Raw genomic sequence first — 13105 nt, 5'->3', positions numbered from 1 at the left:
CGTGCTTCGGATGTTCTGGGTGTGGGTGTCGTAGGAGGGGGGCGGCTGGCGCGTGTATCTGAAGAATCTGACGCTGCGCGGCTTCAAGTCCTTCGCGTCCTCCACCACGCTGAAGTTCGAGCCGGGGATCACCGCTGTGGTCGGGCCCAACGGGTCCGGGAAGTCCAATGTCGTGGACGCGCTGGCGTGGGTGATGGGGGAGCAGGGCGCCAAGTCGCTGCGCGGCGGGAAGATGGAGGACGTCATCTTCGCCGGGACGGCCAACCGGGCGCCGCTGGGGCGCGCCGAGGTCGTGCTGACGATCGACAACTCCGACGGCGCGCTGCCGATCGACTACTCCGAGGTGACCATCAGCCGGCTGATGTTCCGGTCGGGGTCGAGCGAGTACGCGATCAACGGGGACGCGTGCCGGCTGCTGGACATCCAGGAGCTGCTGTCGGACTCCGGCATCGGCCGCGAGATGCACGTGATCATCGGGCAGGGGCAGCTCGACCGCGTCCTGCACTCGGGGCCGGAGGGGCGGCGCGCGGTGATCGAGGAGGCGGCCGGCGTCCTCAAGCACCGCAAGCGCAAGGAGAAGGCCCTCCGCAAGCTGGACGCGATGCAGGGCAACCTCACGCGCGTGCAGGACCTGACCGGTGAGCTGCGGCGGCAGTTGAAGCCCCTCGGGCGGCAGGCCGAGATCGCGCGCCGGGCCGCGGTGATCCAGGCGGACCTGCGGGACGCCCGGCTGCGGCTGCTCGCCGACGACCTGGTCACGCTGCGGACGAGGCTGGAGCAGGAGGCCGCCGACGAGGCCGCGATCCGGGAGCGGCGCACCGAGACGGAGCGGGCGCTCGGCGGGGCGCAGGTGCGCGAGGGCGTCCTGGAGGCCGAGGAGGCGGAGCAGGCGCCGAAGCTCGCGCAGGTCCAGGACACCTGGTTCCAGTTGTCGGCGCTGAGGGAGCGGCTCCGCGGCGTCGCCGATCTCGCGGCCGAGCGGCACCGCAACGCCGCGGAGGCGCGCGATGAGGAGCGGCGGGGCCGCGATCCCGAGGACATGGAGCGCGAGGCCGCCGAGATCCGCGAGCAGGAGGAGATGCTCCGCGAGGCGCTGGACGAGGCCCGGGAGGGGCTGTCCGGCGCCGTGGAGGAGCGGTCGGCCGCGGAGGAGGCCCTTGCGGCCGAGGAGCGCCGCCTGCAGTCCGCCGCCCGCGCCGCCGCCGACCGCCGCGAGCAGCTGGCGCGGCTGCGCGGCCGGGTCGAGGCGCTGCGCAGCAAGGCGCAGGCCGGGCGGTCGGAGATCGGGCGGCTCGCGGAGGCGCGGGAGGAGGCCGAGCAGCGCGCCGGGTCCGCGCAGGCCGAGTTCGAGGCGTTCGAGGCGGAGGTCGTCGAGGATCCCGCGCTCGCCGCCGAGCACGAGGCCGCGCAGGAGGCGCTCGCAGCGGCCAAGGACGCCGCCGAGACCGCCCGCGCCGCCGTGGACGGCCCGCGCCGCGCGCTGAAGGAGGCCCGGTCGGCGGTGGGGGCGGCCCGCGGCGCCGACCAGACGGCGCAGAAGCGGATCGCGGCCCTCCAGGCGCGGATCGAGGCCCTGGACCTGACGCTCGCCAGCGCCGCCGACGGCGGGGAGGCGCTGCTGTCGGCGGCCTCGGACGGTTCGCTCGGCGGGGTGCTGGGCACGGTCGCCTCGCTGCTGAACGTCCGGCCCGGGTACGAGACCGCCGTCGCCGCCGCGCTCGGCGGCGCCGCCGAGGCCGTCGCGGTCGGGTCACTGGAGACCGCCGAGGCGGCGCTCGCGCTGCTGCGCTCCCGCGACGCCGGGCGCGCGGGGCTGGTCGTCGGGGGTGGGCCGCCGGCGCGGGCCGAGCGCGTCGCCGGGGCCGACTACGCGGTCGACGCGGTCACCGTCCCGGATTCGGTGCGTCCCGCTTTCGAGCATCTGCTGCTGGACGTGGTCGTCGTCGAGGACGTTCCCGCCGCGGCCGTGCTCGTGCGCGGGGAGCCGTCGCTGCGGGCCGTCACGCGGGCCGGGGAGCTCGTCGGGGCGCACTGGGCGCAGGGCGGCGGAGAAGGCGGGGGGCAGGGCCTCCTGCAGATGCGCGCGACGCTCGACCAGGCCACCGAGGACCTCGCCGCGGCGGAGACCGCCGCTGCCGCCGCCGCCGACGGGCTCACCGGGGCGGTGGAGCGCGAGCACGCCGCCCAGGCCGCCGTCGAGGCGGCCGAAGCCGCGGCCGGCGACGCACGGTCGGGGGTCGACCGCGCGCAGGCCGGGCTCGACCGCGTCCGCGCGCGGCTGCGGGAGTACGACGCGCAGGCGGCGCAGGAGGCCAAGCGCGCCGCCCGCCTGGAGGCCGACGTCCGGGCCGCGCGGGGCGAGGCCGAGCGGCTGACCAAGGCCCTCGACGCGGCCGGGGAGTCCCTCGAACGCGACACCGAGGCGGCCGAGGAGCTGGCGGTGCGGCTCGCGGAGGCCGAGGAGGCCGCCGAGGTCGCCGACGAGGCCGGGCACGACACCGAGTCGCGCGACGAGCTGAACGCCCGCTGCCAGGAGCTGCGCACCGCGGAGATGGAGGCGCGGCTCGCGGTCCGCACCGCCGAGGAGCGCGTCCAGGCCATCGCCGGGCGCGCCGACGCCCTCGAACGCGGCGCCCGCCGCGAGCGCGAGGAGCGCGCCCACGCCGCGCAGCGCCGCGCCCGCCGGGAGGAGCAGGCCCGGGTCGCCAAGGCCGTCCTGCGGGGCGCCCGTGCGGCACTGGGGCGCATCGAGCACTCCCTCGCCGCCGCGGTGCGCCGCCGCGAGGCCGCCGAGCAGGCCAAGGCCGCGCGCGAGGCGGAGCTGAAGGTCGTCCGCGGGCAGGTGCGCGAGCTGTCCTCGACCCTCGAACGCCTCGTCAACGTGGTGCACGGCAACGAGGTCGCCCGCGCCGAGCAGCGGCTGCGGCTGGAGCAGTTCGAGCAGCGGGCCCTGGAGGAGTTCGGCCTGGAGGTCGAGGCGCTGGTGTCGGAGTACGGGCCCGACCAGCCCGTCCCGGCCGACCCGGGGAAGGGCGAGGACGCGCCGCCCCTCCCGTACGAGCGGGCCGTCCAGGAGAAGCGCGCCAAGACCGCCGAGCGGCAGCTCAACCAGCTCGGCAAGGTCAACCCGCTGGCGCTGGAGGAGTTCGCCGCCCTGGAGGAGCGGCACGCGTTCCTCACCTCCCAGCTGGAGGACCTGAAGAAGACCCAGCGCGAACTGCTCGGCCTCGTCAAGGAGGTCGACGACCGCGTCCAGCAGGTGTTCGCCGCCGCCTACGACGACACCGCCCGCGAGTTCGAGCGGATCTTCGCCCGGCTGTTCCCCGGCGGCGAGGGCAGCCTGTCGCTGACCGAGCCGGGCGACATGCTCGCCACGGGCGTCGAGGTCTCGGCCCGCCCGCCCGGCAAGAAGGTCAAGCGGCTGTCGCTGCTGTCGGGCGGCGAGCGGTCCCTGGTGGCGATCGCGTTCCTCGTCGCGGTGTTCAAGGCGCGCCCGTCCCCGTTCTACGTGCTGGACGAGGTCGAGGCGGCGCTGGACGACACCAACACCCAGCGGCTCATCACGGTCTTCGAGGAGCTGCGCGAGTCGTCCCAGCTGATCGTCATCACGCACCAGAAGCGCACGATGGAGGGCGCCGACGCCCTCTACGGCGTCAGCATGCGCGGCGACGGCGTCACCCAGGTCGTCAGCCAGCGCCTGCGCGACCTCGACTGACCCGCCGCGCGGTCACGGCTCGGAGGCGGGGGTGAAGAGGAAGCCGCGCACTCCGGTGTTGCCGCACGAGGCGAGGATCGTCTCCAGCCCCCCGGTGATCCGGATGTCGACGCCGATGCACATGTCATGGTCGCGGGTCGCCTCCGGCACGAGGTCGAACAGCTGCCCGCCCTTCACCGGCTTGCCCGCCGGCGCCAGCCCGAACCGCTGCAGCGGATCGTCGTCCCCGCACTCCTTCATGTGCAGCGTGGCCCGCTCGGTCTTCTTGTCGAGCGTCGTGCACCACAGCTTGCCCTTCGGCGTCCACGCCTTCAGCTGGAATGTCCCGGAGCCGCCGGGGACGGAGGCGAGCCGCATCCGCTGGAGCCTGTCCTCCGCCACGCACTTGTCCTGCGCCAGCTGCGGATCGAGCTCTTCGTCCGGGAGGACCGACAGGCAGTCGCCGGTCCGCTCGTCGGTGATGGGCATGATCGTGTACCACCCGGCGGATGGCGGCGCCGACTTGGTGGACGCGCCCGGCGAGGCCTGCTGCCGGTGGGGCTTGCCTTCGTCTCCGCTGCCGAACACCCCCGCCAGCGTCGTGACCACCACGCCGAGCGTGATGATCGCGGGCGCCGCCACGAGCAGCGACACCGGGCGGCGGTCGGCGTTCCCGCGTGGGGACTTCTTGCGGTGCCGCGGGCCCGGCGGCGACGCCGCGTGCCGCCCGGAGGAACCGCTGCCGGAGGAGCCGGTTCCGGAGGAGCCGCTCCCGGACGCCGGCGCGGAGGCCAGGGCGGGGTCGGGAGCCTGGACGGGGGTCAGGACGGGGGGAGCGGCGAGGGGAGGCGCCGCCGGGCCGAGGTTCAGCGCCGGCCGTCCCGCCACGCGCCGGTCGCCCTCCACGGCGGCGGGGCCGCACAGCCGGTCGTAGACCCGCAGCCACCGCGTGCGCTCGTCCGGGACGAGGCCGCATGTGGCCAAAAAGGAAGTCACCAGCCCTCGGCTCGGCAGCGCCCGCCCGCTGAGGAGCGCGTCGAGCCCCGAGGGGGCGACCACACCGTCGGCGTTCATCCGCTCCTCAAGCTCGGAAAGGGGCAGGCCGGACCATTGCTGCAGGCGGCGCATCAGGTCGAGCAGGTCGGCCGGGTCACGCGCCTCCTCCGGATGCGGAACCGCTCTCGGCGCCTGCACCGGTGTCCTCCCGCGAACGGGAACGCCTGTTCTCGTGGGCATCGTAGCGATCTCCTCGTCCGGAATGACTAATGTTCGCTATGCGGTCTTCGACAAGATCAATGGCGTCATGACTCGGCGCTCGTCAACTGGAGGGCTTCCGCGATGCCGCGCTCCGGTGCATCGGTTCCGTCTGGCTTGCAGCGTTCTGTCGAGACCAGGGTCGGGACCACGTTCGTCCTGCTGATGCAGCTGCGCGTGCTCGTCATCGGGGTGACCGTGGTGGTGGACGGGCAGGTGCGCGACGACCCCTGGGCGCTCGGCGTGCTGGTCCTCGCGGCCGTGGTCTCCGGCGTGGTGCTGGCGGGCTGGGAGAAGGTCGTGCTGCGGCTGTTCGAGCAGCCCGCGCTGCTGGCCTTCGACGTGCTCATCGGCTACGCGGTGCTGCAGGTGGGCGGGATCTTCGGCCCCTACTTCCTCGTGACGGTGGTGACCGCCGGTCTGGCCGGGCTGCTGTACCGGTGGCCGGTCACCGCGCTGCTGTGCGCGCAGCAGGCCGTGCTGTACTACGCGGCGCTCTACCGCAACGCGCCCTCCGACGACGGCGGCGGAGGCATCACGATGCCGCTGCTCGTCATGCTGCCCGTCTTCTACGGGGTCGCGGCGCTCGTCGGGACGGTGCTGCGCCGCCTGTTCGACGAGCACGCCGCCGCCGAGGAGACGCGCTGGCGGATGGAGGCGCAGGCGATGGCCGCCGAGGAGCGCACCCGGCTGGCCCGCGAGATGCACGACTCGCTGACGGCGACGCTGTCCGGCATCGCCCTGTCGGCGAACGGCCTGCCCGGCTGGGTCCGCAAGTCCCCCGACCGCGCCGAGCGGGAGGCGCGGCGCATCGCCACCGCGGCCCAGGTCGCCACCCGCGAGGCGCGCTCGCTCATCGCCGAGCTGCGCGACGACTCCGCCGGCGTCCCGCTGGGCGACGCCGTGCGGGAGCTGGCGGGGGAGTGGGAGGGCCGCACCGGCGTCCCGGTGCGGGTGGACGCCGAGGCCGGCGCCGACCTGCCGGCGCCGGCGCGGCGCGAGATGGTCACGATCGTGCGGGAGGCGCTGGAGAACGTGGGGCGGCACGCGGAGGCGTCCCGCGTCGACATCGTCACGGCGATCATCGACGGCGACCTGGAGGTGCGCGTGCGCGACGACGGCAGGGGAATGCCCGGACGGCCGGACGACCCCGGCTGGCTGGAAACGCTCACCCGCGGGGGACATTACGGCCTCGTGGGCATGCACGAGCGGGCGAGGAGGGCGGGCGGCCGGCTGGCCGTGCGCTCGGTTCCGGGCGGCGGCACCGAGATCACCGCGTCGATGCCGGCGGCGGGCCCGGAGCCCGAGCCCGCACAGGCCGCGCTGGGGAGCCGGTGATGGACGGGCCCGTCCGGTACCGCGTCATGGTCGTGGACGACAACGCCTTCATCCGCGCCGGCCTCACCTCCGCGCTGGAGGCCACCGACGACATCGAGGTGGTGGGCGAGGCCGGCGACGGGCGCGAGGCCGAGGAGATGGCCTGGCGGCTCGTGCCCGACGTGGTCCTGCTCGACGTCCGGATGCCGCGCGCCGACGGGGTGAGCGCCGCCGCCGCGCTGAGCCGGACCAGCCGCGTGATCATGCTCACCCAGGTGGAGGAGCCCGAGGTGATCCTGTCGGCCGTCCGCAACGGCGCCGTCGGCTACCTCGTGCACAACACCTTCACGGTGGACGAGCTCGCCGAGGCGATCCGGGACACCGTCCGGCACCGGGCCCACCCCCTCTCGCACGCGGCCAGCGCCGCGCTCATCGACGCCGCGCGGACGGGCCGTCCAGCGGCGCCCGCGGCCGATCCGGCCGAGCAGCGCGAGCGTTTCGGACTTTCCGCCCGCGAGGTCCAGGTCATGGATCTGATCGTGCGCGGTCATGCGAATCACGACATCGCGGCCAAGCTATTTCTCACCGAGAAAACCGTCAAGAACTACATCAATCGCATATATGCAAAACTCGGCGCGCCGAACCGGGCCACGGCCATCGTGACCTGGCTCGGGATGCCTCCCGGCGGCTGAGCAGGGCCTCCGCGATTGGGGCCCGCACCCCCCGTGCCTAGGGCCCTAGGGCCCTAGGGGCGCCCGCGGGCCGTCGATAGCGTTCCGGTGAACGGAGTACGAGAAGGACGGTGCAATTCCCGCCGGGCCTTCGCCTGATTCGTTGCCCGGAGGAATGCCGTGCTTTTGCCGACCCGTACCAGAATGGCCATGATCAGCGGCGGAGTGCTGGCCGCCGGCTGCTCGTTCGCGCTCGCCGCCTCCGCGCAGGCGCCCCCGGGCCGGACGCCCGCCCGCGCCGTCGGTTCCCTGGAGAGGTCCGCGCCCGCCATCGCCTACGGGACGCCCGCCACCGCGCACGGGAAGCCGGGTCCGCGGGCCCACGAGGACACCTGGGACTCCGAGCGCCCGAAGAAGCGGGCCTCCACGACCGCCGCGCGGCGGTACCGGTGGGGGCGTCCGATCGCCTCCGACGGCTTCCGGACCTTCGACCGCCGCGCCTGGGAGGTCTACACGGGTCCGGGCAACGGCGGCCGCGGCCGCCGCGTCGCCAACGCGGTGACCGTACGGAACGGCGTCCTGCGCATCACCGGCAAGCGCAACGGCGACACCGGGGGCGTCGCCTGGATGAAGGGCGCCCAGAACCGCGGACGCTGGGAGGCCCGCGTCAAGGTGAGCCGCGGCTGCGCCTGCTACAACGCCAACCTGCTGCTGTGGCCGGTCGGCGGCGGTGGCGGCACCGACCCGCAGAACGGCGGCGGGGAGATCGACTGGATGGAGACCTACGGCGACAAGGGCCTGCGCAACGGGACCAACTTCTTCCTGCACTACGGACCCGAGAAGGAGTCCCAGCGCCTGGACTCCCACCTGAAGATCGACCTGACGCAGTGGCACGCCTTCGCGGTGGAGTGGAACTCCAGGGGCATCACGGGCTACGTGGACGGGCGCAAGTGGTTCCACACCTCGAAGCGGGAGGCCCTGCCGCCCGGGAAGATGGGGCAGGCCATCCAGCTCGACTGGTTCCCGCAGATGACCAGCCTGACGACCAAGGGGGTCAGCCGGAAGGCCGACGTGACCCTCTCGGTCGACTGGATCGCCATGTACCGGCCCTGACCGGCGGGGCGTCCGGTGTCACTTCACGATCTGCCAGATCTCCCCGTTGTGGTGCAGGGTGAACTCGCCCTGGAGTGTGCGCTCGGTCATGGTCCCGCTCCCCCAGTGCAGGGCGGAGAACGGGATGACCGCCTCCTCGCCCGCCAGCCGGCCGCCCTTCACGGACACGGTCCGGAGGGCCTGCCGCTCCTGCGGCCGGACGAGGTGCGGCGTGTTGCGCACACCGGCGGCGCAGTCGCCGCGGAGCGCCGGGCCCCGGAGGAAGTCGCCGTCCTCCGCGACATAGCGGCACACCCCCTGGTCCCCGGCGGCCTGGCCGCGCAGGAATGCCTGGAGCGCGGCCTTCGCGCCCTCGATCCCCTCCCGGGCGCCGGGGTCGGTGTCCTCCTGCGCGGTGGTCGATGGCGACGAGGGCGGAGGTCGGAACACCTTGTTGCCGCCGTCCTTGTCGTCGCCACTGCACCCCGACGCGAGAAATGTTGTCGCGAGCGCCGTGACGGCGAGCGCGCCGACGGCGCGGGAGGTGAACCGAAGAGCCATGGCGTGCCTTCCTCGGGGCGGGATGTCGGCCCATTGTCCGAGCGCCGCCTTTCCGGTAGATCAGGCGGCAGCCGAAGATTAACGCCTTGACCGGGGAATGGCCAGCGGCCACAAGATCGGCAGGTCAGCGAGGGTGGGCGCCCGTCCGGGCCACTCCCGCCCCAGCGACTTCCTTTTCCTATAGGAGTGCCCTGGACGCATGGAGGAGAAATGCGTCGCCGCGCCACTCGGTCCGAACCGAACGGGGGGACGGAGCGGTAAGGCGGGATTATCTCATGAGAAGAACCGGGAAAGGAACTTCTGCGGGACGCCGTCCGCGTTAAGGGCGGCCCGCCGTCGCGTACCGGGCCGGACGTCCTCTCACTCGGCGTACGGACCTGGTGGCTCACCGTTTCGAAGGTGCTCGGAGGGCCCGGGGCATCGCCGTTCTCGGCGTGGTCGGCCGGGGCTGGGCATCCGTCGTGGCCGGCCGGGGCGGCCGCGAGGCGCCCGCCGGTGGACCGGGGCGCCTGGTTGCCGCGCTGACAGGGGCGTGCGGCGGCCCGGCGCCCCCGTCCGGCCGAAGGCGGGCCCTTTCGCGGGCACCGTGATGCGGGTCACATTTCTCTGGAACGTGACATCGCCCAGCGCTCACATTTCGGGCGCGGCGGCGGGTCCGGTCACCGCCGTCTTCCCCGGGCCCATAACCGATCGGAGACTTCACATCCCCGCCGGTGACGCGTAATCGGAAGGATCGGCGTGCACCGACCGTGATGACCTGGCGACGCTGGCGGACTTGTGTGACCTGGGGCTATCCACTACCCATATGCACCTGCGGTTCTCTGGCTCCTTCACCAGGCTCCCCCCGCCTGGTACGGAGAACCGCCGGAGAGGTGTCATCCGTGGATCCGCAGAAACTCAAAGACAATTTCGCCCTGGTCGCCACGAACGGCCTGGACGTCGCGGAGTATTTCTACGCCGACCTTTTCGCGCGGGACCCGCAGCTCAGGCGGATGTTCCCCGCGTCGATGGCCAAGCAGCACGAGGTGCTGATCGCGGCGCTGTCCCAGATCGTCTCGACCGTGGACGACCCGGACGCGCTCGTCCCCTTCCTCACCGACCTCGGACGCCGCCACCACGGCTTCGGCGTCGTCGCCGAGCACTACGCGCCCGTCGGCGCCAGCCTGCTCGCCACCCTCGCCCACTTCAGCGGCCCGGAGTGGAACGCCGACCTCGAAGGCGACTGGACCGCCGCCTACGGCGTCGTCGCGAAGGTGATGACGGAGGCCGCGGCCGAGCCCGTCGCCTGATCCGTGGACGCCCAGCGACTGAAGGCCAGCTTCGCGCAGGTCGCCGAGAAGGGCGACGGGGTCGCGCTGTTCTTCTACTCCGACCTCTTCGTGCGCAACCCCCACCTGCGCGACATGTTCCCCGTCGGGATGAGCGGCCAGCGCGACAAGCTGCTGCGCGCCCTCGGGCACATCGTGTCCCAGGTGGACGACCTGTCCAACCTCGTCCCGTTCCTGCAGCAGCTCGGCCGTGACCACCGCAGGTTCGGCATCGTGGCCGAGCACTACCCGCACGTCGGCGCCAGCCTCCTGGCCACCCTGCGGCACTTCTCCGGAGCCGCCTGGAACGACGACATCGAGAGCGACTGGACGGCCGCCTACGGCCTCGTGGCCAAGGTCATGCTGGAGGCCGCCAACGAGAACGCCCTCAGCACCCCCGCCTGGTGGAACGGCCAGGTCGTCGCCGTCGAGCGCCGCAGATTCGACATCAGCGTGATGCGGATCCAGCCCGACCGGCCCCTGCCGTACGCGCCGGGCCAGTCCGTCGCGCTCGAAGTGCCGTCCCGGTTGCGGCACTGGCGGTACTACTCGATGGCGAACGCGCCGCGTCCCGACCACACCGTCGACTTCCACGTCCGGCTGGTGGACGGCGGGCCGGTGAGCCCCGTGCTGGTGCGCGGCACCCAGCCCGGCGACCGCGTCCGCATGGGCGCCCCCATCGGCACGCTCACGTTGGACGAGAGCTCCCCGCGGGACGTCCTGCTCGTCGCGGGCAGCACGGGCCTGGCCCCGCTCAAGGCGATCCTGGAGCAGATCTCCGGTCGCGCCGTTCCGCCGCGCGTGCACCTGTTCTTCGGCGCCCGCAGCCGCGACGGCCTCTACGACCTGGAGGACCTGACCAAGCTGGCGGACGGGCTCCCCTGGCTCACACTCGTCTCGGCCGTGTCGGACGAACAGGGCGGGCACGGGTTCTCCTCGCTGCTCCAGTCCGGGGACGACGGCATCGAGCACGGCAACCTGTCCGACGTGGTCGCCAGGCGCGGCCCATGGGACGGTCACGACGCCTACGTGTGCGGGCCGTCCGTCATGGTCGGGCACACCGTCGAGCAGCTGACGCGGCTCGGCGTCCCCCGTGACCGCATCCGCCTCGAAACCTTCGCCGACGCACAGAGGTGAGCGCGTTGAACTCCCCGAACCTTCCGGTCGTCTCCGAGGGCTCGCGGCTGAGCCCGGGCGAACTCCACTCGGTGGTGTTCGCCCGGGCCGCCCTCGGGCGCCGCGGATACGACGAGGAGCAGGTCCGCAACTTCCTGCAGTACGTGGAGCGGGAACTCGTCAAGATCTTCACCGACCAGGCCGCCCTCGCCGACGAGGTGAACCGGCTGCGGGCCCAGGCGTCCTCGGGCGCCCGCGGCGTCATGGCCCCCGAGGACGCCCACTTCCAGGCCGTCCGCATCCTGTCGCAGGCCCAGCAGACCGCCGACCTGTACGTGGCCGACGCCGAGCGCTACACCAGGGAGCTGGCGCACGAGGCGAGGCTGCACCGGGAGGCGATCCTGTCCGACGCCAAGGGCCGCGCGGAGCAGATGCTGGAGGAGGCCCACCGCAAGGCCGTCGCCGTCGCCGAGGCGGCCGTCCGGACGGCCGCCCCGCAGGCCCCGCCCGCGTCCCGCCCCGAGACCCTCCCGGACGGGGAGCGCCTCGCCCTGGAGCGCGAGATCGCCTACCTGCGCACCTACAGCGACGTCTACCGCACCCACCTGCGCTCCTACCTGGAGGCCCTGCTCCGCAACGTCGACGAGTGGGAGTCCTCCGAACGGGCATCCCTCCCTGGGGGTAATGCCTGATCTACCCTGCCCGGCGCGGGCGTCCGGGGCGTTCGGGCGTCCCGCGCGGTTGCGCGCCCGGCCGGGCTCGCCGCATGATCGGCGGGCCCGGCGCAGCGTGTCCGCGCGGGAGTGCTCGTCTGGAAAACTGGGGGCGTTATGGAATATGTGATCGTCATCGCCGCGCTGGCCGTGATCGCGCTGATCATCGGCGGCATCACGCTGCTGCGGCCGCGCCGGCCCCGCCCGCGCCCGCCGGTCGAGCGCCCCTCGGACCGCACCGGCGGCGCCACCGCCGCCGACGCGGCCGACACCGGCGCCCCCACGATCGAGAAGGCGCCGCCGGCGGAGGCCCCGTCGGCGCGGCCCGCCGTCGAGATCGAGAGGCCCCCGCCCGGCGCGGGGCGGCTCGTGCGGCTGCGGGCCCGGCTCGCCCGCTCCCAGAACGCCTTCGGCAAGACCCTCCTCGTCCTGCTCTCGCGCGACACCCTCGACGAGGACGCCTGGGAGGAGATCGAGGACACCCTGATCGCCGCCGACATCGGCACGGCGGTGGCCCGGCAGGTCACCGACGACCTGCGGACCCGCGTCCAGGTCCTCGGCACGCGCAGCCCGGGGGAGGTCCGCGAGCTGCTCAAGGAGGAGCTGCTCAAGCAGATCGGCCCGGACATCGACCGCTCCCTGCACACCGAGGCGCACGGCGACCGTCCCGCCGTCCTCATGGTGGTCGGCGTGAACGGCACCGGCAAGACCACCACCTGCGGCAAGCTCGGCCGCGTCCTCGTCGGCGACGGCAACACCGTGCTGCTGGGCGCCGCCGACACCTTCCGCGCCGCCGCCGCCGACCAGCTGGAGACGTGGGGGACGCGGGTGGGCGCGCAGGTCGTCCGCAAGGACGAGGGCGCCGACCCCGCGAGCGTCGCGTTCGACGCCGTCAAGCAGGGCATCGACACCAAGGTCGACGTGGTGATCGTCGACACGGCGGGGCGGCTGCACACCAAGACCGGGCTGATGGACGAGCTCGGCAAGGTCAAGCGGGTGGTGGAGAAGCAGGCCGCGGTCGACGAGGTCCTGCTCGTCCTGGACGCGACGACCGGCCAGAACGGCATGCAGCAGGCCCGGGTCTTCGCCGAGGTCGTCAACGTCACCGGCGTGGTGCTCACCAAGCTGGACGGCACCGCCAAGGGCGGCATCGTCGTCCAGGTGCAGCGCGAGCTCGGCGTCCCGGTGAAGCTGGTGGGCCTGGGGGAGGGACCGGACGACCTCGCGCCGTTCGAGCCCGAGGCGTTCGTGGACGCGATCCTCGGCGACTGAACGGGCCTTGCGCCGGCCTTGAACGGGGCTTGCACCGGCCCGCAAACCGCGTAAATACGGCATGTGAGGACTTGGAAACAACGGCGAAACACGCTGAAGTCGGGTTTC

At 73.3% G+C, this 13105-nt stretch carries 10 protein-coding genes; 8 read left to right on the top strand and 2 right to left on the bottom strand.

Annotated elements, in window-relative coordinates; all coding sequences use genetic code 11:
* Nucleotides 1-52: 52 nt before the first annotated feature.
* Entirely contained in the window at nucleotides 53-3715 is a 3663-nt protein-coding gene (smc, locus tag ACQEU6_RS17530) for a chromosome segregation protein SMC (RefSeq protein ID WP_499333195.1), read from the top strand.
* Between the two features lie 12 nt (nucleotides 3716-3727).
* Here smc and ACQEU6_RS17525 read toward each other — a convergent pair whose 3' ends face one another.
* A complete protein-coding gene (locus tag ACQEU6_RS17525; protein WP_499333193.1) occupies nucleotides 3728-4888 on the bottom strand; it encodes a hypothetical protein in 1161 nt (386 codons plus the stop codon).
* Nucleotides 4889-5065: 177 nt separating this feature from the next.
* Between ACQEU6_RS17525 and ACQEU6_RS17520 the strand changes: the two genes are divergently transcribed.
* The 3 genes from ACQEU6_RS17520 to ACQEU6_RS17510 all read left to right on the top strand — a co-directional run bounded on the left by ACQEU6_RS17520 (nucleotide 5066) and on the right by ACQEU6_RS17510 (nucleotide 8049).
* Entirely contained in the window at nucleotides 5066-6286 is a 1221-nt protein-coding gene (locus tag ACQEU6_RS17520; RefSeq protein WP_499333192.1) for a sensor histidine kinase, read from the top strand.
* Nucleotides 6286-6957: a response regulator transcription factor gene (locus tag ACQEU6_RS17515; RefSeq protein WP_499333190.1), complete on the top strand. Its 672-nt coding sequence runs from the start codon at nucleotides 6286-6288 to the stop codon at nucleotides 6955-6957. Before ACQEU6_RS17520 ends, ACQEU6_RS17515 begins: the two co-directional genes overlap by 1 nt.
* Nucleotides 6958-7146: 189 nt before the next feature.
* On the top strand, nucleotides 7147-8049 hold the full coding sequence (locus ACQEU6_RS17510; RefSeq protein ID WP_499333188.1) for a glycoside hydrolase family 16 protein: 903 nt from the start codon (nucleotides 7147-7149) through the stop codon (nucleotides 8047-8049).
* An 18-nt stretch (nucleotides 8050-8067) separates the two neighbouring features.
* Here the strand turns inward: ACQEU6_RS17510 and ACQEU6_RS17505 are convergent, their stop codons facing one another.
* Complete coding sequence (locus tag ACQEU6_RS17505) at nucleotides 8068-8589, bottom strand: hypothetical protein (protein ID WP_499333186.1); 522 nt, start codon at nucleotides 8587-8589, stop codon at nucleotides 8068-8070.
* Nucleotides 8590-9470: 881 nt separating this feature from the next.
* Here ACQEU6_RS17505 and ACQEU6_RS17500 point away from each other — a divergent pair.
* The 4 genes from ACQEU6_RS17500 (at nucleotide 9471) to ftsY (ending at nucleotide 12997) form a co-directional block, all read left to right on the top strand.
* Complete coding sequence (locus ACQEU6_RS17500; protein WP_499333184.1) at nucleotides 9471-9878, top strand: globin domain-containing protein; 408 nt, start codon at nucleotides 9471-9473, stop codon at nucleotides 9876-9878.
* Nucleotides 9879-9881: 3 nt separating this feature from the next.
* Entirely contained in the window at nucleotides 9882-11033 is a 1152-nt protein-coding gene (locus ACQEU6_RS17495) for a globin domain-containing protein (protein ID WP_499333182.1), read from the top strand.
* Nucleotides 11034-11038: 5 nt separating this feature from the next.
* Nucleotides 11039-11704, top strand: coding sequence for a DivIVA domain-containing protein (locus ACQEU6_RS17490; protein WP_499333180.1), 666 nt, complete (start codon nucleotides 11039-11041; stop codon nucleotides 11702-11704).
* A gap of 138 nt (nucleotides 11705-11842) precedes the next feature.
* Entirely contained in the window at nucleotides 11843-12997 is a 1155-nt protein-coding gene (gene ftsY / locus ACQEU6_RS17485; RefSeq protein WP_499333179.1) for a signal recognition particle-docking protein FtsY, read from the top strand.
* Nucleotides 12998-13105 lie beyond the last annotated feature (108 nt).

Origin of the sequence: Spirillospora sp. CA-108201, assembly GCF_050936235.1 — a bacterium.
In the GTDB taxonomy this organism is placed as follows: Bacteria; Actinomycetota; Actinomycetes; order Streptosporangiales; family Streptosporangiaceae; genus Spirillospora.
This window is presented reverse-complemented; position numbering and strand designations above follow the sequence as displayed.